Annotated in this window: 18 protein-coding genes; 7 read left to right on the top strand and 11 right to left on the bottom strand. The window is 51.9% G+C overall.

Annotated elements, in window-relative coordinates:
- Window positions 1-211: 211 nt before the first annotated feature.
- The gene (locus ACI31J_RS00400; RefSeq protein WP_439772492.1) at window positions 212-1072 is read left to right on the top strand and encodes a sugar phosphate isomerase/epimerase family protein; all 861 of its coding nucleotides are present in this window, start codon (window positions 212-214) and stop codon (window positions 1070-1072) included.
- A 70-nt stretch (window positions 1073-1142) separates the two neighbouring features.
- Here the strand turns inward: ACI31J_RS00400 and ACI31J_RS00395 are convergent, their stop codons facing one another.
- A complete protein-coding gene (locus ACI31J_RS00395) occupies window positions 1143-2066 on the bottom strand; it encodes a pectinesterase family protein (RefSeq protein WP_439772491.1) in 924 nt (307 codons plus the stop codon).
- 52 nt (window positions 2067-2118) lie between these two features.
- Window positions 2119-3690: an MFS transporter gene (locus tag ACI31J_RS00390; RefSeq protein ID WP_439772490.1), complete on the bottom strand. Its 1572-nt coding sequence runs from the start codon at window positions 3688-3690 to the stop codon at window positions 2119-2121.
- 339 nt (window positions 3691-4029) lie between these two features.
- Between ACI31J_RS00390 and ACI31J_RS00385 the strand changes: the two genes are divergently transcribed.
- Both ACI31J_RS00385 and ACI31J_RS00380 read left to right on the top strand, forming a co-directional pair.
- Window positions 4030-5313 (top strand): glycoside hydrolase family 28 protein, encoded by a 1284-nt coding sequence (locus ACI31J_RS00385; RefSeq protein ID WP_439772489.1) that lies wholly within the window; start codon window positions 4030-4032, stop codon window positions 5311-5313.
- An 11-nt stretch (window positions 5314-5324) separates the two neighbouring features.
- On the top strand, window positions 5325-6449 hold the full coding sequence (locus ACI31J_RS00380; protein ID WP_439772488.1) for a glycoside hydrolase family 88/105 protein: 1125 nt from the start codon (window positions 5325-5327) through the stop codon (window positions 6447-6449).
- Between the two features lie 66 nt (window positions 6450-6515).
- Here the strand turns inward: ACI31J_RS00380 and ACI31J_RS00375 are convergent, their stop codons facing one another.
- The 6 genes from ACI31J_RS00375 to helD all read right to left on the bottom strand — a co-directional run bounded on the left by ACI31J_RS00375 (window position 6516) and on the right by helD (window position 14207).
- Window positions 6516-6689 (bottom strand): hypothetical protein, encoded by a 174-nt coding sequence (locus tag ACI31J_RS00375; RefSeq protein ID WP_439772487.1) that lies wholly within the window; start codon window positions 6687-6689, stop codon window positions 6516-6518.
- A 161-nt stretch (window positions 6690-6850) separates the two neighbouring features.
- A complete protein-coding gene (locus tag ACI31J_RS00370; protein ID WP_439772486.1) occupies window positions 6851-8803 on the bottom strand; it encodes a copper-translocating P-type ATPase in 1953 nt (650 codons plus the stop codon).
- Window positions 8803-9066, bottom strand: a complete 264-nt coding sequence (locus ACI31J_RS00365; protein ID WP_439772485.1) for a cupredoxin domain-containing protein — start codon at window positions 9064-9066, stop codon at window positions 8803-8805. Before ACI31J_RS00365 ends, ACI31J_RS00370 begins: the two co-directional genes overlap by 1 nt.
- Before the next feature lie 25 nt (window positions 9067-9091).
- Window positions 9092-9463, bottom strand: coding sequence for a cupredoxin domain-containing protein (locus ACI31J_RS00360; protein ID WP_439772484.1), 372 nt, complete (start codon window positions 9461-9463; stop codon window positions 9092-9094).
- A 159-nt stretch (window positions 9464-9622) separates the two neighbouring features.
- Window positions 9623-11719 (bottom strand): LTA synthase family protein, encoded by a 2097-nt coding sequence (locus tag ACI31J_RS00355; RefSeq protein ID WP_439772483.1) that lies wholly within the window; start codon window positions 11717-11719, stop codon window positions 9623-9625.
- A gap of 187 nt (window positions 11720-11906) precedes the next feature.
- The gene (gene helD / locus ACI31J_RS00350) at window positions 11907-14207 is read right to left on the bottom strand and encodes an RNA polymerase recycling motor HelD (RefSeq protein ID WP_439772482.1); all 2301 of its coding nucleotides are present in this window, start codon (window positions 14205-14207) and stop codon (window positions 11907-11909) included.
- A 195-nt stretch (window positions 14208-14402) separates the two neighbouring features.
- On the opposite strand from helD, the gene ACI31J_RS00345 reads away from it, so the two are divergent.
- The 4 genes from ACI31J_RS00345 (at window position 14403) to ACI31J_RS00330 (ending at window position 17700) form a co-directional block, all read left to right on the top strand.
- Window positions 14403-15053 carry a DedA family protein gene (locus ACI31J_RS00345; protein WP_439772481.1) on the top strand — a complete coding sequence of 217 codons (651 nt, stop codon included), beginning with the start codon at window positions 14403-14405 and terminating at the stop codon, window positions 15051-15053.
- Window positions 15054-15140: 87 nt separating this feature from the next.
- On the top strand, window positions 15141-15797 hold the full coding sequence (locus ACI31J_RS00340) for a histidine phosphatase family protein (protein WP_439772480.1): 657 nt from the start codon (window positions 15141-15143) through the stop codon (window positions 15795-15797).
- Window positions 15798-15827: 30 nt separating this feature from the next.
- Window positions 15828-17108 (top strand): GTPase HflX, encoded by a 1281-nt coding sequence (gene hflX, locus ACI31J_RS00335; RefSeq protein WP_439772479.1) that lies wholly within the window; start codon window positions 15828-15830, stop codon window positions 17106-17108.
- Window positions 17109-17202: 94 nt separating this feature from the next.
- Window positions 17203-17700: a PAS domain-containing protein gene (locus ACI31J_RS00330; protein WP_439772478.1), complete on the top strand. Its 498-nt coding sequence runs from the start codon at window positions 17203-17205 to the stop codon at window positions 17698-17700.
- 62 nt (window positions 17701-17762) lie between these two features.
- Here the strand turns inward: ACI31J_RS00330 and ACI31J_RS00325 are convergent, their stop codons facing one another.
- The 3 genes from ACI31J_RS00325 to ACI31J_RS00315 all read right to left on the bottom strand — a co-directional run bounded on the left by ACI31J_RS00325 (window position 17763) and on the right by ACI31J_RS00315 (window position 22330).
- Complete coding sequence (locus tag ACI31J_RS00325) at window positions 17763-18755, bottom strand: D-2-hydroxyacid dehydrogenase (RefSeq protein WP_439772477.1); 993 nt, start codon at window positions 18753-18755, stop codon at window positions 17763-17765.
- Between the two features lie 178 nt (window positions 18756-18933).
- Window positions 18934-21756, bottom strand: coding sequence for a YhgE/Pip family protein (locus tag ACI31J_RS00320; RefSeq protein WP_439772476.1), 2823 nt, complete (start codon window positions 21754-21756; stop codon window positions 18934-18936).
- A 31-nt stretch (window positions 21757-21787) separates the two neighbouring features.
- Complete coding sequence (locus ACI31J_RS00315) at window positions 21788-22330, bottom strand: TetR/AcrR family transcriptional regulator (RefSeq protein ID WP_439772475.1); 543 nt, start codon at window positions 22328-22330, stop codon at window positions 21788-21790.
- Window positions 22331-22588 lie beyond the last annotated feature (258 nt).

Here is a 22588-nt window from a genome sequence, read left to right as displayed (position 1 = left end):
AACCATAATATTTATATTGCAAGCGTTATCAAAAAATATTTTATAAACTATTTAACTGGAATAATTAATTTATTGAATTTTAATTGGCTAAATTTGACATTTGTTAATTAGACGTTTCTAATAAGGAAAATATATTTCTTTTATCTTTGAAAGTGCTATCATAAAATAAAAATATTAATTTTTATAAATTCAAGAATGAGGTGTTCTAAATATGAGTATTAATCTTGGTCTGCGGGCCCACGACACGAGCGTGCATACCTTCGCGCATTTGTTTGCGGTCACCAGCAACTATGGTCTTAACAACGTTCAATTTGCACCATTTAAGTTCTTACCCCCCGAGGTGATCAACAGTACCGACTTATATTCGCCCGGAATGTTGACGATGATCGCCGACAAGTTCAAGCGGGCCCACGTCAAGATCTCCGTTCTCGGCAATTACGTCAACATCATCGAATACGATCGGGCCAAGCAGCAGCAAAACCTGCAGTCCTTCTACGATAGCCTGGTTGCCGAGAAATTCTTGCCGGCGGCCGTGGTGGGAACGGAAACGGGGAGTGTTCTTTCTCCCCTCGGCTACACCAAGGACAACTACACCGAAAGCGCCTTGCAGCGGGTGGTCAGTGCCGTCACGAAGATGAGCCGGACTGCTGAAAAGCTGGGCAGCCTCCTGGCGATCGAACCGGGCGTCAACCACCCCCTCTATGACAACTACACTGTTCGGCGGGTTCTGGACGCGGTTAACAGCCCCAACCTCTTTGTGATTTTTGACCTAGCCAACTTGATTTCGGTCGAGAATCAAGGCCAGCAGGAGCAGATCCTCGAAACCGCCGCCCGGCTGTACGGAGACCGTATCTGTACGTTCCACCTCAAGGATGTCCAATTCGTCAACGGTCACAAGGAAACCGTTCCGTTTGGCACCGGGGTTGTCGATGCCGAGCGCTACATCGCCTTCATCAACCGCCTCAAGCCATTCACCTACGCGACCTTTGAGGCCACCAAGGAAAAGGACCTCGACTCTGCCGTCCAGCTGGTTCGCCGGCTAGATCAAAAGTACGCCCTCCAGCTTAAATAACCCCGTCACCATCGTATTAAAAACGGCATCATGCGTTCGAAGCACGATGCCGTTTTTGAATTATTCAATTCTAGCGGTCCAGACCGAAATAATCGTTAAGCTGCTTTTGAAGTGCAGCCGGCACCTCATCCCCAGCGCGGGTCCACGACTGCTGTCTCACCGCTGGCGTACAGCCGTACGTCCGAAAGTCACAATCGGTCGTGGAATCCGGATCGCCTGCCCAATCATGCCAGCCGCTGTGCGCCAAACTTGGTGCGAGTTGGCAGTCAAGATAATAAGCTTTGGCATAGCGGCGCCACGGCCGTCCCAGGTAATGGCCGTCGGCACCGCGATCGGCCACAATCTGGCACTGGTTGAAGACAAAGCCAAACGGCCGCTGCTTTTCCGTGCAGGGCGCACAGATATAGCCATCGTCAAAACGGCCATTTGGCGTACTGCTGATTCGGCAGTGTTCAAAGAGGGCCGACCCACCGCCAAAGATGTAGTCCACGTTTCCCTGGATAAAGCACTCCGTCAGCACATATCGCGCCGTTAGCAATTCTCTTGCCTTCACCGGTGTCTCTGTAGTACTGCCATCACGATTCTGCTGAATAATCGGCCCCAGACACAGGGTATCCTGATTGCCCAGAAACGCACAGTCATGCAGCTTAAAACGGTCGCCATTGCCATAAAACGCGACGGCCTGCCCCACGTTTTCACCCAGGCCGGCACTATTTACGATTGTCAGGCCAGTCAGGGAAATGTTTTGTCCCTCACACAAGAAGGTTGCCGTAAAGAAGGTTTTATTATGCCCCAGGGCCAGCGCTCCCAGCCCGTTAGTAATGATGACCGGCGGCTGCCCGATCACCGTCACGTTGTTTCCGTACAGGTGGACGCGTTCGCGGTAAATCCCCGGTTCAATCACAATCGAAGTCGGGTGGGCCGCCAGTAATTCTTCCTGGTGGTCATCCAGCACTTCTTGGATCTGATCATTATTAGTAATTTTAATCTTCATTATCCTGTTCCCCACTAAAAAAGGAGCCGTTACAGCTCCCAAAATTCCTTAGTTAGTCATTTGTCGTTTCCACTTGGGCCTCAGCTTGCGGCTTCGTGTGGAAACCAACATTGTTGTTACCATAGCATTGATCGTACTTAAAGCCGGTCAGATCTTCGACAACGGCCTTGGTCTTCGGATCAACGTCTTCTGGTCTACCACCTTGGTGACGACGCTTCGTTTCCGCGTTCAGGATCTTCAGCGTATCACGGGTGACGTGCATGTGCTTAGAACTCCAGATACCCAGCAGTTCAAGACCACAGACACCGATCAGCAGAATCATGACAATCCCCCATTGAGCACTCAGTGGTTGAGTTGGACGACCCTTAACGAAGCCAGTCTCAGAAAGAACAACCCCTAAGACAAGCATGATCGTAGCACGCATGATCTTACCCATCATCGTCATGGCACCGGAGTAAATCCCTTCACGACGACGGTTGGTAATGGCTTCATCGACATCGGCCATGTATGCGTAGTTAGCCCATGGAATGTAGTAAACGGCACCAGTACCCAGGCCGTAAACAACACTGATGGCAAAGATCAACCAGGTCATTGACGTTGCGCCGGCAAACCAGACACAGCACCATGCAACCATGGAGAAGATAACCGTTCCCAGAGCAATCATGTATGGCTTAGAAGCCTTACCATACTTGGCAAAGACCCACATGATGAAGAAGGTTGAGATCAGTTGCAGAATGTTATTCAAGGAGTTAATCCCGGAAACAAAGACGTTGCTTTGGGCCAAAACAAAGATGAAGAAGTAGGTGTTGGTAGCGGCCCACAGCCATTCACCACCGAAACCAAAGGCGTACATCCCGATGTGCCAACGGAAGCTCTTGTTACGCATCGTTGAAACAATATCGATGAACATCTTTTCGAAACCACGCCAGAAGCCGCCGACCTTTTCAGTCTTAACTTCAGAAACGGGCATTTCCCAAGAAACAAGGTAAACACACAGGGCAGCCAAAGCCATGCAGGCAGCGTAAGTCAAAACTGCCATCTGGTATGAACGAGGGTTGTTCTTCCCCAACAGGACAAAGAAGACCCCTGGCAATGCTGAAGTAACAAATCCGGCAATCTTGCCAAAGACTGACATGAACCCACTCAGTTGAGAACGTTGCGTGTAGTCCTTCGTCATTTCAACAGGTAAGCACTTGTATGGAACGTTGAACATAGTGTAGAACCACTCGTAAATCAGGTACGTTACCAGGTAGTAAGTGAATGAGTGGCCGACCTGCCAAAGCATTGGGTACCAGAACATCAGCGGCACTGTCAACAGAATGAAGAAACGCCGCCGACCGAACTTACGCCCGATGCGAGTGTTATTGAAGTTATCCGTGATGAACCCCATCAACGGGTTTTCAATAACATCCAGGTATGTCCCAATGGTAAAGATCAATGTCCCTTGCCAAACTGGCAGGTTACAGAACGTGGTGTAGAAGAAGAGCAGCCATGCAGATGAAATTGACAGCGCCCCACCACCAATGAAGTTACCAAAACCATAACCCAGCTTGGTGATAATCGTAATCTTGTGTTTCTTACGATTACCGGCTGGTAAACCAGCAGTTGAACTATTTGCAGTCATTATTTAGACCTCCAAACAAAACACTAATAATAGCAGAGTTTGAATAAGGAATTGGTATTGTTAGCGTTTCCATTCAACGAGGTTAATTATACACCGGTTTGCTTGTTAATCAATGAATTTTTGAAAGCGTTTTCGATTTTTTGTCAATAAATGCTTTAATATCAACGTTTAGAGCGTCAAAAAATATTATATTTGGTGATTTATAATATGATTTTGCGTAGGTATTAACAATTTCATTGACTAAATATCCTTAAATGACTTAGAATGTTTGTAAGCGCTTAATACGATTTTTGCAAAAAAATGTTCACGATAAAATTGCAATTGGGAAGGAAGCTCTTTATGCAAGCGGAAGATAGTGTGGTTACTTTATCGGCGCAAGAACTTGCCGGTAAGGAAACCACCACAATTCAAAAGACAATTGATGACCTGGCCCGCTCCGGTGGTGGTCACCTCATCCTTACCGGTGGTCAGTTCACCGTCAGTTCATTACAACTGAGAAGCAACCTGCACTTCACGGTTGATAGCAGTGCCGTCCTCTTTTTTACCAATGATCGCGCTGCGTATCCCGTCATCCGGTCACGCTGGGAGGGTCGGGAATGCGATATTTACCGGGCCTGCCTGTACGCCGACCACGCGCACAACCTGATCATCGACGGTCATGGGACCATCGACGGCAACGGCAGTGATTGGTGGCATGAATTTCGGCTCAAGAAGAAACAGGTCCCCGTCGCCCGGCCCTACCTGCTGTCGATTGAACACTCGCAACGAGTGCAGATCCGGGACCTGCGCTTTACCAACTCGCCATCATGGACCCTGCACCCTTACGACTGTGATGACGTGCTGATCGATAGCATCTCCGTCAAGAACCCCGCCGATTCGCCAAACACCGACGGGACCGATCCGGAATCATGCCGCAACCTGCGGATCATCAACAGTAAGTATGACGTCGGCGACGACTGCATTGCCGTCAAAGCCGGGACCGAGGATGCCGACCAGGCCATTCCCTGCGAAAACATCATCATCGCTAACTGTCACATGCTCCACGGTCACGGCGGGGTGGTCTTAGGCAGTGAGATGAGCGGCAATATCCGTAACGTTGCCATCAACAACTGCACCTTCACCAACACGGACCGGGGTATTCGCTTCAAGACCAGGCGGGGACGCGGCGGCATCATCGAAAACATCATCATTTCAAACATTGTGATGGACCGGGTCCTTGCTCCCGTGGTCATGAATCTCTACTACTTCTGCGGTGACAAGGGCAAGGAGAAGCTGGTCTGGGACAAGCACCCGTACCCGGTCAGTGAAATCACCCCGGCAATCAAGCACGTCCGCATTTCAAACATCAATGCCCAGAACGTTCGGTCCTGTGCCGGGCTAATCTACGGGCTGCCTGAGATGCCGATCGAGGATGTCCACATCACCAGCAGTTCATTCTACCTGGATCCCGCTGCCACCCCCGCGGCACCGGACATGTTCGCCGATGCACCAGAACTGGCCCAGTGCGGCTTCTTCATCGAAAACACCAAGAATTGTGAGCTAAGAGACCTCCTTGTCGTTGGCAACCAGGAGGACATCCTTTTCCACAATCAAAACAACCAGAACTTAACAACCAATATCTGAGGAGTGAAACTATGACTAAACAATATGGAACACCCGCCGACGACTGGGCCGGCAAAGCCGTCGAAACAATGCTCAAACGCGAACCCGAGGTTAACCTCAAGGGTAAGTGGGAATACGAGGATGGCCTGATGCTGAACGGGGTAATGGACGTCTACGAACGGACCAAGGACCAGCGCTACCTGGAATACATCAAGCACTTCTTCGACACCTACATTGATGATGACGGCAACGTTAAGGGTTACGACCCAGAGCTCTTCCGGCTTGATGACATCAACAACGGTAAGGTCCTCTTAAAGCTCTACTTCATCACCAAGGATCCCAAGTACAAGCTCGTCCTCGACCGGCTGTTTGACCAGTTGCAAAAGCAGCCCCGCACCCCGAGCGACCTCTTCTGGCACAAGAAGAGCTACCCTAACCAAGTCTGGCTCGATGGGATCTACATGGGTGACGTCTTCTACGCCGAATACCTTCATTACTTCGTCCAGGGCCCTGATTTCACTGACGTCATCCACCAGTTTACGAAGTCCTACGACATCGCCCTCGACAAGCATACCGGGCTCTGCTACCACGCGGTCGACGAGTCCAAGGAGATGTACTGGGCAAACAAGGAAAATGGCCACTCACCGCACTTCTGGCTCCGGAGTATTGGCTGGTACGTAATGGCCATGACGGACGTCCTGGAATACCTCCCCGAAGATAACCCTGGCCGCCAGCAGATCCTCACCAACCTGCGGAACCTGTTGGACGCCTTGAGAAAGGTTGCGGACCCCGCCACTAACCTCTGGTACCAGATTCCAGACGAAGGGGACCGGCCAATGAACTACCTTGAATCATCCGGGAGCCTGATGATCCTAAATGCCATCGCCAAGTCACTGCGGATGGGCTACCTCGAAAACCAAGAAGACTGGCAGGCCTTCCTCAAGAAGGGCTGGGAAAACGCCCTTCAACAGTTCATCTCAATCACCAACGAGGGCTACGTCAACGTCAATAAGATTGCCCACGTCGGCGGCCTCGGCGGCCCGAACCACCGGGACGGCTCCTTTGCCTACTACATGAGTGAGCCGATTGTGGTTAACGACCATAAGGGAACGGGCCCGTTCATTATGCTCGCTAACGAGATGCGTGCATACTACTAAACACCACTAAAAAGGACCATGACAAATTCTGCCATGGTCCTTTTTGTGTTCACCGTGAATGCATTATTATTCCATCGGTGCCTTACTCATCTGCTGCTGAATGCCGATCATGTTGCTGACAAAGGTACTGGTTGGCGCTTGTCCCTGCTGGGAATGCACAACACTGGCACTAGCGGCGACACTTCCCATGAATACGACGACCATCACTAACACAACCGCAATTACTTTTCCAATTCTCATTATCTATCCTCTTCTTATAATTTTTATTTATTGTTCACGTTAACATGTATGGTTAATGATTATACTATTCATTGGTGCAAAATAAAAGCCCCGAACACCGACTTTGCACCCGGCGCGGGACTTTACCGGTGAGAAACCGGTCAGGAGAACTTCTTAATTTATTAGTGACTGGTAACCACCTGGCCACTCGCGGCGCTTCCACCAATCTTGGCACGGTTGAGCAACAGCGACGAGGTTACCACAGAAACGGAACTGAATGCCATCGCCAGGGCGGCAAACTCAGGACTGAGCTGCAGACCGAAGCCGACAAAGACTCCGGCTGCAATCGGCACCCCGATGACGTTGTAGATCAGGGCCCAGAAGAGGTTGAGCTTGATCCGGTTGAAGGTCTTCTTGCTAATGTCGATAGCCTTAACCACGCCACGCAGGTCGTTTTGTACCAGGACAATACTCCCGGATTCAATTGCAATGTCAGTACCAGAACCCATGGCAATGCCGACGTTGGCCGTTGTCAGTGCTGGGGCGTCGTTGATCCCGTCACCGACAAAGGCAACCTTGCCATCCTGCTCTAAGGCCTTGACGTGGTCCGCCTTTTCATTTGGCAAAACGTTGGCAATTACCCGGTCGATCCCGACCTCCTTGGCAATCGCACTGGCAACTCGTTCGTTGTCCCCCGTCAACATGACGGTCTTCAAGCCCCGTGCTTTCAATTCAGCAATTGCCGAAGCCGAACTTAGCTTTGGAGCATCTTGAATAGCGATCAGGCCGATCACTTGTTTAGCCAGGCCAACGAGGACCACCGTCTTGGCCTCATCCTGCAAAGCAATCATCTGTTGCTTCATTTCTGCGGTGATCTGATAATCCGCTAAGAGCTTGTCATTGCCGATAAAAGCTGGCTGGCCAGCGATCACGGCCCGGACGCCCTTACCCTCAACCGCCGCAAAGTCGGTAACCGGTTGAACCTCAACTTGGTCTTCTTTGGCAGCGTTCATGACCGCCTTGGCCAGCGGGTGCTCAGATGCCGCTTCCAAGCTAGCGGCCACCGTAAGAACCCGTTGCCGGTCACCCACGACATCCGTGACCATTGGCTTGCCGACCGTGATGGTCCCGGTCTTGTCGAAGACCACGGTCTGAACATCGTTGATCTCTTCCAGAGCCTGACCATCCTTGATCAGCACCCCCATCTTAGCGGCCCGACCAGTACCAACCATCAACGCCGTTGGGGTGGCGAGCCCGAGGGCACATGGGCAGGCAATCACGATAACTGCGACCGCAAATAGCATGGCCTGCACCAGGGTGGCCCCCAGGAAGCTGTACCAGATTACAAAGGTGACGATGGCGATAATCAGCACTGTCGGAACAAAAATTCCCGAGATCTTGTCGGTCAGATTTTGAATTGGGGCGTGACTGGTCTGCGCTTTCTTCACCATCTCAACGATCTGAGAAAGCATCGTGTCCTTACCGACCTTGGTTGCCCGAAACTGGATGGCCCCGTCACCATTGATCGTTGAACCAACCACACTATCGCCGGCTTTCTTGGTGACCGGCATGGATTCACCGGTAATCATCGACTCGTCTACAGTTGTTTTCCCGCTGGTGATGACCCCATCAACGGGCACCTTTTGCCCTGGCTTGACCTGAATGATGTCGCCAACCTGGACCTGGTCGAGGGGAACCTGGACGAACTTGCCACCACGCAAGACTTCGGCACTCTTGACCTGGAGATCCAACAGCTTTTTAAGGGCGTTGGAGGCGTTGTTGTGCATCCGTTCTTCCATTGTATCGCCTAACAGGACAAAGACCGCGATGAAGGCCGCACTCTCGAAATAGACCGGCCGATTGGTGATCATCGCAAATAGGCTGTAGAAGTAGGCAATCGAGGTCCCAATCGCTACCAAGGTATTCATGTTGGCATTGTGGTGTTTGAAAGCTGCCCAGGCACTGGTCCAGTACGGCAAGGCCGCCACCAGCATGATCAGCGTGGTGGTGACAAAGGCAACCCAGTTGTATCCCGGCATGTGCCAGTGAAACGGCATCGCCAGCATTTGAATCAACATTGGAATTACCAGGACAAACGAAATCCAGAAACGTTGGATACTTGTCAGGTGTTTCATCACTTTACAACCACCTTTCCGTGGAACATCCCCATCCCGCAGGAATACTCGTATTCACCAGCATGTTCAGGGGTGATTGCAATTGCGACATCCTCCCCCAGCGGCAAGTCCTGTGCAAAGTTCAGGTCCGTGGACTGTACCTGCTCCAGGCACGCGGACGGATTGGCCCGGTTGAATACCAGCTTAGTGGTAACACCCTTTGATACTTCCACCGTCTGTGGTTCATAACCATTCTTAACATCAATTCTGACTGATTTTTCCATCCTCATCGCTCCCCTTTATCACCGCTTACTTAACAATTACCTTCCCGTGGAACATGTCCATTCCGCAGGCAAAGTCGTATTCACCGCTCTTATCGGTTGGAATATCCACCGTCGTCACGGGACGCTTGGTCAAGTCCTCATCGACCCCCAGCTTGGAGAAGACAACGTGAGAGAGGCAGGCAGTGGAGTCCTTCATGTCGAAGTTAACCTTACCGGGAACCCCCTTCTTCAGGACAACCGTTGAAGGGGAGTAACCACCCTTGACGACCACCGTGGCCTCCTGAACCTGGCCGTTAACACTCGCATTGCCAGTCTCTTCGGTATGCTTGCCAAAGAACCACCATAGAATCGCAACAATTAAAACTACTCCAATAATTAATGCTAACATTTGTCCCATTATTTCCACCTCGTCCGAATTAGTTTACATTTGTAATTTCAATTATTACCCTACACCTGTCGTTTACATATGTCAACAAGAATATATAAAAAACAGCGAACCGGTTTTTCAACCTTGTTCGCTGTGTAATCGCTGAAAAAAACATTCCAGCATAAACGTTTACGGCTTCGGGAAATTCAACTTTGGATAATCCTTCAGCTCTGGTGCATTAGTCGTGTAGTCATCAAAGGTACTCTGATTATTATTTTCAGTCTTCAGACTGGTCTTTTCCTTCTTCTGCTGCTTCTTCAGATTTTGCAGGCTCTTCTTCAGATTGTAGGTATACTGCTTTTTATCAACCTTCTTAAAGCCCGGTAGCTTGTAGAAGCGCAGCAGGTCGCCGTTAACCACCTTGTCGGACAAACCGAGGTCCGTCGTGACGTACTTCTGAATCTTGCTGAACTCAGCCTTCTGCTTGGCCGTGGCCTTAGTGATCTGCTTACCGTTCTTGGTGTAGAAGTAGTCACCATTGTACTTGGTGTACTTTGGCGTTACCCAGTCCCCGTCACGGAACGGCACGATCTGGTTGCGTTCCGGCGACAGGAGATCTTGGCCAAACTGGATGTAGTTCTTGGAACTGATCCCCAGCAGGTCCTCCAGGGTTGGCAGGACGTCGATTTCCCCACCATAAGTGTGGTCGATGCCCCCCTTGAGGCCCGGCATGTTAATCATGAACGGTACCTTCTGGAACATGGCCAGGTCGTAGTTGGTCAGCTTCTTCTTGTGCAGGATCTGGGCAATCGCCGGCTGGTGGTTATTAGAGATCCCATAGTGGTCCCCATACAGGATCAGGACACTGTTCTGGCGCAGGCCGGACTTGTCGAGGTAGTCCAAGAATTCACCCAGGGCCTCATCCAAGTAGCGCGCGGTCTGGACGTATGGGTCCACCGTATCGTCCCCGGTCTTCCAAGCCTCAATATCCTTGTTCTGCTTATCCAGGATGTACGGGTAGTGGTTGGTAACCGTGATGATCTTGGCATAGAACGGTTGCGGCAGCTGCTCGATGTAGTGGGCCGACTCCTTCATGAAGATCTTGTCCTTCATCCCGTAACCGGCATCGTAGTCCTTGGTCTTCGGGAAGTACTGCTTGCTGAAGAAGTACTGGTAGCCGAATGACTTGTAGGCGTTGTCCCGGTTCCAGAAACTCGGTACGTCCCCGTGGAACGAGGCCGTCGTGTAGCCCAGTTTCTGGTGCAGGAGGGCCGGAGCGGACTGGAAGGTGTTGGTGGTCCCGTCGGTTACCATCGCGGACCCCTCGGGCAGACCAAAGAGGGAGTTTTCCAGCATCGTTTCGGCATCGGCAGTCTTTCCTTGACCAACCTGGTGGAAGAAGTTATCAAAGGCCAGGGTATCGCTGGCATGGTAAAGCTTGTCCAGGTTCGGCATGACCTCTTGGCCGTCCTGCTTGTAGTCGATCATGAACTGCTGGAGACTTTCCAGGTGGATCACAAAGATGTTCTTCCCCTTGGCAACCCCCTCGTACTGAACATTTGGTCCGGCATAGTTGTGATGGATGAAGTTCAGCACTGGCTTCAGCTGATCCTGGTTGGCCCGGGCCTTGACGACGCTGTTGTGAGTCGTCTTCACCCCGTCATAGATCGTGTAAGCCTGCAGTCCCAGGTACTTGACGATGTAATTGTTATCAAAGGTCCGGGTCAAAAGCTGCGACCGGTCCTTCTCAGCCATCCCCAGGTTGGCGCCGAACAGCACCAGCCCGAGCATTGTGATCGTCATCGCATAGCGAACCTTGAAGTACCGCATATCGACTCTAATAATGTGGAACAGCAGGATCAGGGCAAGGATGATCACGTCGGCATACACGAGGAAGTCCTCGGGCCGCATGATCCCCATCAGGCTCTTCCCTAAGTTATTGGAAGCCGCCCCCGATCCCTTGATCACGTTAAAGGTGATGAAGTCGGAAAATTCACGGTAGTATAAGATGTTTGAAAAGAGCCAGGTTGATAGCAAGGCGTTGATGATGATCATCAGCCAATACGACAGCCGGCCCCGGAAGTACAGCGCAATTCCTAGGAAGACTAAGGCACCCGGAATTGTATTGAACGCGAGCAGGAAGTGTTGCATTCTCCCCTTAACACCAAGGTTAAACTCATTTTGATATGCCCAATAGCTCTTGATACAGAACAAGAGCACCACGAGCAGAAAGAACCCGAGCTTGGTGTTCAAGCCGCGTCGTAGCTTCTGCAACGCTGTTTTCATGTTTGTTCCTCCAGTAAAAAAGATCAATACTAACAATAATACACTATTACCCGCGATAGCAATCATAATTGGTTTATTTTTCAAAAAAGTTTAGAAATTGCTTTAGAAACTTTTCCCCGTTACCGTGCCGGAGCTGAATAAGCAAAGATGCCCAGCACCGCAAAGGGTGCTGGGCATCTTACATTACTTAATGTTTAATTAACTCGTACTCGTCCTTAGGCACCCCGTCCAAGAGCGCGGTCGGCGTACCGGTCACCGTCAGGGTCAAGGCATGCATGGCCCGGGAACAAATCGTGTAGAGTAACTGACGCTCATCGTCGCCATGGTACTCTTCATCATTAGCATTCCACACGATCACCGCGTCGAATTCCAGCCCCTTGGCCAAGAAGGACGGCACAATGATTGGGCCCTTGACCAGGCGCTGGTTTTCTGTCCGAATCAGGGTCGTCTTAACATTTCGCCGCTCCAATTCCTGGTATAAACTCTCACAGTCAGCAAGATTCTTACCAATAATGGCCACCGCATCGTGCTCATCTTGGTACTTCTTCAGTGTAGCCGCCACGGTGTCGACACTCTTATCCAGTGTGGAATCGACCACCACCTGGGGCAGGTCGCCGTTGCGGTCAAAGGCCTCGATGGCTTCCCCGTCGACCAGCAGGTGCTTGGTAAAGTCAGTGATCTGCTTAGTTGACCGGTAGGACTTGGTTAATTGGACCACCTTGGTCTTCTCCGGATCAAACATCGTTCCCAACTGTTTCAAGAGGGAGTGACTGTTGGCATGGGTGAAAATTGCCTGGTTGAGGTCCCCCAGCAGGGTGTACTTAGCCTTCGGGAAACGGTACTTCAGGTAGGCAAGCTGGTAGGCATCGTAGTCCTGGACCTCATCCACGAAGACGTAGCGAATGTCCCTTTGCCCCTTGCGCCCGGTGATCAGGTCGTAAAGGTAGAGATAGATTGTGATGTTGCTGGCGCTGATTTCGCCCTTCTTCAGATCCTCTTTTACCTGGTCAGCGTATTCCTGCCACTGGTCGCCGGTCAGGCCGTACTCACTGAGATCGAGCAACTTCGGGGTAACCCGCAGGAGGTGGAGGAACTGGCCGTTGATGTTGAGCCACTGATTATGATTGATGGCCCGCTTGATCGGTTCAAAGGCCCGCATCACAATCTTCCGGGCCAGGAAACGGTACTCCTTATCGTCACTTTCAAATTCCCGCGGCTCGTTTGCAAAGAGGTCGTCGATCTCCTCCTTGCTCAGGTCCTGGATCCGCTGTTCTACCCACTTGCTGCGCATCTCGCTGGACACCCGGTGGTTCAGGTACTTGATCAGGGCTTCCTTCGTCCCGTCCAGACGATTGCCGAGGTTATAGTTATTGTTGAAGGAGTAATAGATCTCCTTAATTTTATCCTTACTGATGAAGACCTTGCCGTTAAACATGATGTTACGGAAGCGCATGTTGGCATGACCCAGGTGCTGGGCATAGCGGCCCGTCAGCTTGAAGTAGGTCAGGCTGGTGACCAGGCGCTGAATCTTCTGGGCCGTAGCCGTCTGGTTGGCCGCAAACCGTTGGGCCAGGGTTTGCACATGGAGGCGTGGGACCCGCCGATTAGCAAACTGGAAGTAGGTCATCTGGACCATGTTGTGCTCCCCCAGTTCGGGCAGCACCTGGTCGATGTAGTCGTTGAATAATTGGTTTGGCGAGAAGAGGACTACCTGTGACGAAGTCAGGTTGCCCCGGTAACGGTAAAGCAGCCAGGCAACCCGCTGCAGGACCGCCGCCGTCTTCCCGGAACCGGCCGCCCCCTGGACGAAGAGCAGGTCATCTTTGGTGTCCCGGATGATTTCGTTCTGGGTCCGCTGAATCGTCGTCACGATGCTCTTCATCTTGGTGCTGGAGTGGTTGCCCAACGCTTCTAAGAGCATCTGGTCACCGACCTGTTCGTCCGTATCGAAGATGGTGACGATCGTTCCATCCTTGATCTGGAACTGCCGCTTCAAGGTCAGATCCACCTCCTGCTTGCCCACAGGAGTATCGTAGCTGACCTTACCTAACTTACCCTCGTAGTAGACAGAAGAAATCGGGGCCCGCCAGTCGTACACTAGGAAGTGGTCGGGCTGGTCCGAAAATGAAGCCAGGCCGATGTAGATCGACTCCGGCTTCGCGGCCCCCTTCTCCAGGAAGTCAATCCGGGCAAAGTAGGGCTTCTTCTCCAACCGTTGCAGGGTGGCCAGGTGGTCGGCCGCGTGTTGCCAGCTGTTCTGCCGCTCATCCAGCATCTGTTGCTGGGCACGGAACGACATCGCCGTATCCATCATTCCCGAATAGGTCGTCGTGTTGAGGTGAATGTCGTCGATCTGTTTATTGATCCCCTTGATGTCGTGCTTGGCAGTACTGATCTTCTGTTCAGCCTTGCCCTCGGCCTTCTTGATCTCCGTCACCACGTGGTCTAAGTGTTTCTGTTCATACTTTCTTACTGAATCTTCAACCACAGATATCTTCCTTTCTGCTTAAGGGATGTTTCCCGTTAAAATCGTCTTACTATTATATCATCATCGCCAGGGCGACCGTTAACGTTTCGCCGGGTGGTTAAAGGATTGCTTAATTTTTAGCAGCAATGCTAGGCAACTGCGGGCCAAACAGCCTACAATAAGTAGTAGTATCTTTTGTTCGAAAGGAGGGGTTGGATGGCCCACATCTTTTATATTCTGACCCATATTGCGGAAACCCTGATTCCGATGTTTCAATGGCTGGGACCGTGGAGCTATGTCATCCTCTTCACCCTCGTGTTTATGGAAACTGGACTAGTGGTCTTTCCCTGGCTTCCGGGCGGATCACTAGTTTTTTTAACCAGTTCCTTCATCGCGGTCAAACCCGTCCTCAAGATGGAAATCGTGATCCCGGTCTTCTTCTTTGCCGCCTTTATCGGTGATTCCGTCAACTATTACATCGGTCACCGCCTCTCCCATTGGCGCTGGCTCAAACGTCGCCTGGAAGGCCCCCGCATGGTTGAGGCCGGAAACTTCCTCGACCGATACGGTTTCTGGGCGGTCGCCTTTGGCCGCTTTGTTCCCTTCATCCGGTCATTTATCCCCTTAATCTCCGGCATCATGGGTTACAGTTTCCACCGCTTCACCATTGCCAACATGGTCGGGGTAGCCTCCTGGGTTGCCCTGGGATGTGGATTTGGCTATTTCTTCGGTACGATCCCATTTGTCCGCGACCACTTCTCGCTGCTCATCTTGCTCTTTATCCTGGCTGCCCTCGCGTTTGCCGGGTTTACCTTCCTCATCAAAATAATCCGACAAAAGATCATCCGGAAAAACCGCATGCTGTAGGGAACGTGTTTGCTACTATTTGCGCGGCATTTCATGTTAAAATAGGTTCAGGATTTTATTAAGTTTAACTAAAGGAGTTTTGGTACCATGGCAATTCATGTTTACTTTGTTCGTCACGGTCAGACCTACTTGAACCGCTATAACCGCATCCAAGGCTGGTCTGACGCCCCACTCACCGAAAAGGGTGAAGAGGATGCTAAGCGGGCCGGCAGGATGCTTTCCAAGGTTCATTTCGATTACCTCTTCAGCAGCGACCTGCCACGAACACTGGCAACCTCCCGCCTGCTCCTGGCTGCTGACCCGAACACCGACATCACGGAACCGATTCCCGAACCGGCCTTCCGTGAAGAGTTCTTCGGTTCATTCGAAGGCCAAAACGGTCCATCATTTGCCGACTTTCTGGGTGGTGCCGAGGGCTACCACACCTTTGCGGCCATGGTCGGCGGCTGGGGTCCTGACAAGTTGAAGGACAAGATTGCTGCGGCCGACCAATATGGCGATGCCGAAGACCACGTTCAATTCTGGAACCGGATCAACAAGGGCTTTGACCGGCTGCGGGCCCTCCCCGATGATTCAACCGTCGTCGTCGTTTCCCACGGCGCCACGATCCGTTCCATCGCCGCCCATTACTCTAGTGAAATAGATCCTGGTGAGTCACCACGCAACGGGAGCATCACCAAGCTAACCTTGGACGGTGATACCACCCACGTTGATTTTTACAACAAACTTGAAATACCTGAATAATTAATCCACAAAGGGGGAAAATACTCTTCAATGGATACCAACATACAATCCGATGAATTAGTAATCATCACGGGCCTGAATACCGGCCAGGAAGACTATGACTACTCCATGGTTGAGCTGGCTGAACTGGCCCAAGCCAACCACATGGACGTTGTTCAACAAGTCGATCAGGTTATCGACCGGCCCAACCCCGCAACCTACTTTGGCAAAGGTAAGGTTCAAGAAATTAGTGACGTGGCTGCCGCCAATCACGCCACCACAATCATCACTAACGATGAACTGACCCCGAGCCAGCTGCGGAACCTCGAAGAAGAGACTGGCTGCCGGATCCTGGACCGGACGGCTTTGATTCTGGAAATCTTCGCTACCCGGGCCAAGACCAAGGAAGCTAAGCTCCAGGTCCAAATTGCTGAGCTCCAGTACCGTCTGCCACGGCTGCAGACCAGCGCCAGTCAACGGCTGGACCAGCAGACCGGTGGCGGGAGCGGCTTCACTAACCGTGGGGCCGGAGAAACTAAGCTGGAAATGGATCGGCGGACGATCCAACACCAGATTACCCACCTGCGTCACGAGCTGGCCGCGATTAACAAGTCGGAGCAAACGAAGCGCAAACAGCGGGCCAAGAGTGAGATTCCGACGGCCGCCCTGGTGGGTTACACCAACTCCGGCAAGTCCACCATCATGAATGGCCTGGTGAAACGCTATGGTACGGTGGAGGACAAAACCGTCTTCGAAAAGGATATGCTCTTCGCCACTTTGGACACCAGCGTGCGGCGAATGACCCTGCCCGACCAGAAGGAGTTCCTGCTCAGTGATACCGTCGGCTTCGTCAGCAAGTTGCCGACCCAGCTGGTAGAATCATTCAAGTCGACCTTGGCCGAAGCCGCGAACGCCGACCTCCTCATCCAGGTGATCGACTATTCCGATCCCCACTACGAGGAAATGATGGAGACGACAAAAAAGACCTTGAAGCAGATCGGCATCCATGACATTCCGATGGTCAACGTCTTCAACAAGGCCGATAAGACGGAGATCGAGTTCCCTGTCTTAGAGGGTGATGACCAGATCGTCATTTCAGCCAAGCAGGGCGCCTCTTTAGAGCTCTTGGTGGACATCATCCGCAAACACCTCTTCAAAGACTACGTCCAGGCCAAGCTCCTGATCCCGTTTGCCGATGGGCAGGTGGTCTCCTACCTCAACGAGCATTCCAACATTCTGGACACCGAATACCAAAATGACGGTACCTTGTTGACGGTCGAGGCGGCCCCGCAGGACTACCAGCGGTTTGCCAAGTACGAGGTCAAATCATAGTTATGATAAAATGAAGCTGCGAAGGATGTACTCATCTTCCGCAGCTTTTCTTATTTTTGATAACACTATTCCTGTTAAAGAGGGTCCTACTACTATGACAGACATTCCATTTCAAGCAGACAGTTTTGTCCAATTTACCACCGGCCGGGTGCGGCTGGAAGACATTCATGCAATCTTTAAGGCCATGCCCTACGAGCTCGATTACGTTAACGCCGACGATCAATACATCTGGTACTCACCAAATCCCTGGCGTGATGACGACCGTCTGCAACAGCGGCTCACCCATTCGGTTCTTGGCTGTCATCCCCAGCGGGTGGTTCCAATGGTCAAGAAGGTTATCAGCCTTCTCCGGAGCGGAGAAAAAGATATGGTTGAATCGCCACAGGTGATGAATGGTCACCGGACCCTCATCCGCTACTACGCTATCCGCAACACGGTGGGTGACTACCTTGGCACCCTGCAGGTAACCGAGGATGTTGAACACATCTGCCAACTTGGGGAGCAACACGCCTTTGAACACGGAATTGTAGAAGGCGTCCCGGTCGCTGACGGGATTACCACCGCCTCAATCAATGGTCATCAGGACAAATAACCTTCAAAAAATAGCCGGTTATGAAATGGATCGTTAACCATTTCATAACCGGCTTTCCTATTCTAAATCCGCACTTCATTGCGGGAATGTTGCCCGTTGACCACCCTGACAACGTCATTCAGACTGATCTCGACCATGTTGCGGATCGAGGTCTGAGTAAAGAAGGCCACGTGCGGCGTGATTAGCACGTTTGGCATGGCCTGGAGCTGCTGGTAATCGCTTGGCAGGCTGTCAACTGCGACCTTCTGGTTGAAGAAGCCGGTTTCGTCCGCCAGGGTATCGAGGCCGGCCCCCGCGATCTCCTTATTCTCAAGGGCCTCAATCAGGTCGGCGGTGTTGATCAGGCCACCCCGGGCCATGTTGATGATGATCGCATTTTTCTTCATCGCCGCAAACTGCGGTGCCGCTAGCATGTTCTGCGTACTTGGGAGCAGTGGGGTGTGCAGGGAGATGATATCGGCAGTCTTGATGATCGTATCGAGGTCGGTGTATTCCACAAATGGCGCATCTTCAACGTTCTTATTAGGATCATAGGCCAGTACCCGGGCACCCAAGGCCTTGTAGATTTGAGCGGTTGCCCCGCCGATGTTGCCCAGACCGATGATGCCGACCGTTTGGTTATAGATCTCATTGCTGATCAGCTCAGGGTTCCAGCGAAAGTCCCCCTGCTCCATCCGACTGGTGTACTCACCGATGTGGCGCAGGAGGTACATTGCGTGCGTCAGGCCCATTTCCGCGATGGCCCGTGGTGAGTAGACGGCTACGTTGGTAACAACGAGGCCATTGTCCCGGCACGCTGCCAGGTCAATCATGTCAAAACCGGCCGTCCGCGTCGCCAGCTGCTTGATCCCCATCGTAGCCAGTTTCTGGTACAAGGCCGGATCCCCAAGCGGCTTCGTCTGCTGGATTGAAATTCCCGCAAAGCCCTGGGCCAGGTCGATCGTCTGGGCGTTGAGCTGCTCAGTCACCATCTTGACCTCGTTGCCAGTCTGCTCCATCCATTCCTTAACATACTCACGCTCGGCGTTTCCGGTGCCATACATGATAATTTTCATAAAACTCATTCCTTTTCTGAAAGCTCTTTCATTATATAGGATAACACCGAACTTATCAGGCGTCACCCAGTATTGCATCTAGAATAATGGTAATTCCTTGGCACTAAGCACGAGAAAGGCTATTTATAACTGAAGAACCGTTTAGGATTTTAAAGTCCCAAACGGTTCTTTTCTTTAATTACTTGTTTTCCTTATCGGATTGGATACCACCATCATTTTCCATCTTATCGAGGAACTTCTGGTTCTTGTCCAGCCGCGGGAAAAGGTTGAATGTATGAGAACGAATCCCAATCATCGAAGCCCACAGCAGGAGGAAGAAGACTACAGCGATCCCTAACAGGACGGAGTTGCAGAACAATGCGTAGTGCGCTCCCAAGCCACTGCTGATGGCCTGCCGTAACCCCTGAATGGAGTAGGTCATTGGCAGGAACCAGTGGATCACGTTGTAGAACTTCATGGTAACTTCCATTGGGAAGGTCCCACCCGATCCACCGAGTTGCAGCATCAGCAGAACCATGGCCAGGAAACGACCAGGGTTATCGAAGGTCATCGACAGGAACATCACAATCGCCATCGAGGCTAGCCCGAAGCAGATCGTGGTCAGGAAGAAGGTCGGTACGTGGTCAATGGTCAATCCACAGGCCATCATAATCGCATCTTCGACCACGGCCATGGCGGTCGCTACCGTGCAGCCGATGACAACCTTGCTACCCCACCAAGCGGTTGCCGACTTGCCTGGTGCCGCGATCCGCCGAATTGGGTAGACGAAGTTGAAGACCAGCATCCCAACGTAGAGGGCAACAGACAGAACGTAAGGAGCCAGGGCGTGACCGTAGTTTGGTACGTAGCTGTAGTTCTTGTGCTGGAGCTGGGTTGGTTCGGCAAACATCTTGGCCGTCCGGGCAGTTGGCTTGATCCCATTAATGGTCTTAGCCCCCTTGCCTAGTGAGGAAGCCAGCTTACCAGCACCGGCGTTTAACCGGGCGATTCCGGAGATCAGGGCTGGTGAGTTGTCCTGAAGCTGCTGGGTTCCGGCAGCTAACTGGTTGACCCCAGCAACCAGGGTTGGAATCTGGTTGTTGAGCTGACCGAGCGCACTGGCTAATTGCATTGCACCGGAATTCAGCTGGCCGCTATTCGCGTTGAGCTGGCCGATCCCGCTGCCCAGTTGACCGACCCCAGCCGTGTACTGACGGACACCGCCGGCGAGCTGGTTGGCACCGGATTGCAGAGCTCCGGTGTTGGCAGCTAATTGACCGGCACCGGCTGCGGCAGTGTGCACGCCGGCCGTGTACTGGTTGATCCCGGCCTGGGCACTTTGCGCACCAGATTGCAGCTGGCTAGCACCGGTGTTCAATTGGCTGGCACCGGCAGTTGCCTTGCTATTGAGCTCGTTAGCACCAGCAGCCAACTTCGCGGTGCCTTCCCGCAGAGCGTTGATGTTAGTTGAAAGGCCGCTAACCGTTCCCTTGTAGCCATCCAGCTGACCGAGCAGCTGGTTGGCCTGGTTCATCACCGTCGTGGCTTGGTCGATGGTGCCTGACATGTTACTCAGGTTACCGAGTTGCGATTGCAGATCTTTCAGACTGCCACTGAGGGCATTCATTTGTTGCAGGGCGCCTGACATCCCCTGAATAGTCTCGGCGTTGGACTTAGCCATCCCTGCAATTTCGTTCAGTTGGCCCTTAATCTTATCGTCACTCGTGCTCTGGGCCAGGGCGCCAGCCGTAGCGGCAATCTTGGCATCGTTGCCGGCAACCCCGCTCAGCTTGCCGAGTTCGCCTTGAGCACTGCTAATGGCACCGCTGGCCTGGTTAAGCTTACCGGCAGCGGCAGAAGCCTGAGTCAGTGACGTCTTGGCCTGACCAAGAGCCGTGTTCAGCTGGGCAATGCTGCCCTTCATCTGGTCGGCCTGGTTCAAGGCACTCATAATTCCATCAGTATTGATTCCACTAAGGGAACTGGTTACTTGACTGTTAATCTGGTTAGCACCGTTGGCCAGCTGGGTAGTACCACCAGCAACTCCATTGGCTAAGCTATTAGCACCACTTGCTAATTGGCCAGCACCACCGGCGAGCTGGGCACCACCCTTTTGCAGAGCGGCACTGTTGCTATCCAGCGTCCCCAGGCCGGCATTCAGCTGGTTAACCCCGCCGGCAAACTGACCAACCCCAGATTGAAGTTGGGCGGCACCGCTGTTCAAGGCCCCGGAGTTAGCAACTAACTGGCTGACCCCAGCGCCGAGCATACCAACCCCGCCAGTGTACTGTTGGATTCCGTTGGCGAGCGTTTGGCTACCGCTGGCCAGCTGGGCGGCACCCGCAGTCAGCGGGGCAACCTTAACCCGCATCTCCTGGACACCGTTGTTGACCTGGCTGACCCCGGCCACGTATTGGTTAACCCCGTTGTTTAACGTGACAATTCCACTATCGAGCTGCTTGGCACCATTGGCGGCTTTGGTCATCCCCGCGCCAACGACGTGCAACTCCTTGAACATGGCAGAAGCGTAGGCGTTGGTAACCGACGCCCGGATCTTGGTGTTCAGCTTTTGCATCCCCATCTGGGAGATAACCTCACCGATCATGTTCAGAGAGTCGTTGGTCTCGTACTTGAGCTTCATCGTCTTCGGATGCTTGTCCAGCACCGTCGTCGCGTTCTTAGAGAAGTCCTTTGGGATAGTGACAACCGTGTAGTATTTCCGTCCCTTCAGGCCATCCTGCGCCTTTTTGGCGGAAACAAATTCCCACTTCAGGGCGTGGTTGGTCTTCAGATTCTTGATTGTCTGATCCCCAACATCCATCTTGCGTCCTTGATATTCAACCGGGATGTCCTTGTTGACAACCGCAACTGGCAAGTCCTGCGTGTTCCCATAGGGGTCCCATACCGACTTCAGGAAGAAGATACTGTACAGGAAGGGGATAACACAGATTACCAGGGTCGAAATCAGCAGGATTTTATTATGGTAGATGTTCCTAAACTCCTGCTTGATCATTTCCCACATTTTCTCTTTTCACCTCTAATTAACTAGTTGTTTATTGACGCTCGGAAAGCGTATGAACGGTCTCCCGGACAAAATTAGTGACCTCTTCAACTGGTACGTCGTAGTTCTTACTCTGCCACCATTGAAAGCCGCCTAAGATTGAGCCGCTCATCGTGTAAGCCAGCAATTCCGGATTATCCGACTTCCGCAAGGCCTGGATGACCGGGTCCTTGCTATCCTGTTCGCGCCGTTCCAAAAAAATCTGCGTCAAGATCTGCAGCAGTTCGGAGTAAAGTGAACTGCGTGAATCACTGGCCGCCAGGTGCCGGACTACATTCCGATGTTGATCAATATAAAGAATAAAGTGCTGAAGAATGTCGTCCTCTGAGTCCCCGCTGTCAACAATCTGCACAACCTTGGTTTTCAGTGTTTGTTCCAACAGGTCGTACTTATCATTGAAGTAGCGGTAAAAACTGCTACGGTGCAGCAGGGCCTCCTTACAGATCTGGTCAACCGTCAGGTGATCAAAGGCGTTGTTTTCCAGTAAAACCAACAGTGCATTCTGGAAATCCCGAACTGTCCGTGTAACGCGCATCAACTATTCCTCCCTTCTGTTGCTTTTTTGTCATAAATACTATATAACGTTCTAATATTAAACAACAGAGTTTTTTAAGAATGTTTGTATTTGTATAAGACACTTGTTCAGGATTGTGTCAGACTGCAAGATATCGTTTACTACAATGAGGAACTGGCCATTTTGTCGCAATATGCATGAAAATCCTATATTTAGATTAGAATTGGCTAAATTGCAATGGATATCCCGGGGAATATGCTACAATCGCAAGTGAAAGCA

Origin of the sequence: Limosilactobacillus sp. (assembly GCF_051873075.1) — a bacterium.
Taxonomy (GTDB): Bacteria; Bacillota; Bacilli; order Lactobacillales; family Lactobacillaceae; genus Limosilactobacillus.
Note: the sequence above shows the minus strand (reverse complement) of the source record. Positions and strands in the feature narration are given on the sequence as shown.

Excerpts from the sequence above, each read along its gene's own strand:
- ACI31J_RS00370 (WP_439772486.1), bottom strand. The coding sequence starts at position 8,803 with ATGAAACACCTGACAAGTATCCAACGTTTCTGGATTTCGTTTGTCCTG.
- ACI31J_RS00390 (WP_439772490.1), bottom strand. The coding sequence starts at position 3,690 with ATGACTGCAAATAGTTCAACTGCTGGTTTACCAGCCGGTAATCGTAAG.
- ACI31J_RS00320 (WP_439772476.1), bottom strand. The coding sequence starts at position 21,756 with ATGTGGGAAATGATCAAGCAGGAGTTTAGGAACATCTACCATAATAAA.
- ACI31J_RS00375 (WP_439772487.1), bottom strand. The coding sequence starts at position 6,689 with ATGAGAATTGGAAAAGTAATTGCGGTTGTGTTAGTGATGGTCGTCGTA.
- ACI31J_RS00345 (WP_439772481.1), top strand. The coding sequence starts at position 14,403 with ATGGCCCACATCTTTTATATTCTGACCCATATTGCGGAAACCCTGATT.
- ACI31J_RS00400 (WP_439772492.1), top strand. The coding sequence starts at position 212 with ATGAGTATTAATCTTGGTCTGCGGGCCCACGACACGAGCGTGCATACC.
- ACI31J_RS00330 (WP_439772478.1), top strand. The coding sequence starts at position 17,203 with ATGACAGACATTCCATTTCAAGCAGACAGTTTTGTCCAATTTACCACC.
- ACI31J_RS00325 (WP_439772477.1), bottom strand. The coding sequence starts at position 18,755 with ATGAAAATTATCATGTATGGCACCGGAAACGCCGAGCGTGAGTATGTT.
- ACI31J_RS00365 (WP_439772485.1), bottom strand. The coding sequence starts at position 9,066 with ATGGAAAAATCAGTCAGAATTGATGTTAAGAATGGTTATGAACCACAG.
- ACI31J_RS00315 (WP_439772475.1), bottom strand. The coding sequence starts at position 22,330 with ATGCGCGTTACACGGACAGTTCGGGATTTCCAGAATGCACTGTTGGTT.
- ACI31J_RS00395 (WP_439772491.1), bottom strand. The coding sequence starts at position 2,066 with ATGAAGATTAAAATTACTAATAATGATCAGATCCAAGAAGTGCTGGAT.
- ACI31J_RS00385 (WP_439772489.1), top strand. The coding sequence starts at position 4,030 with ATGCAAGCGGAAGATAGTGTGGTTACTTTATCGGCGCAAGAACTTGCC.
- ACI31J_RS00355 (WP_439772483.1), bottom strand. The coding sequence starts at position 11,719 with ATGAAAACAGCGTTGCAGAAGCTACGACGCGGCTTGAACACCAAGCTC.
- ACI31J_RS00340 (WP_439772480.1), top strand. The coding sequence starts at position 15,141 with ATGGCAATTCATGTTTACTTTGTTCGTCACGGTCAGACCTACTTGAAC.
- ACI31J_RS00380 (WP_439772488.1), top strand. The coding sequence starts at position 5,325 with ATGACTAAACAATATGGAACACCCGCCGACGACTGGGCCGGCAAAGCC.
- hflX (WP_439772479.1), top strand. The coding sequence starts at position 15,828 with ATGGATACCAACATACAATCCGATGAATTAGTAATCATCACGGGCCTG.
- ACI31J_RS00360 (WP_439772484.1), bottom strand. The coding sequence starts at position 9,463 with ATGGGACAAATGTTAGCATTAATTATTGGAGTAGTTTTAATTGTTGCG.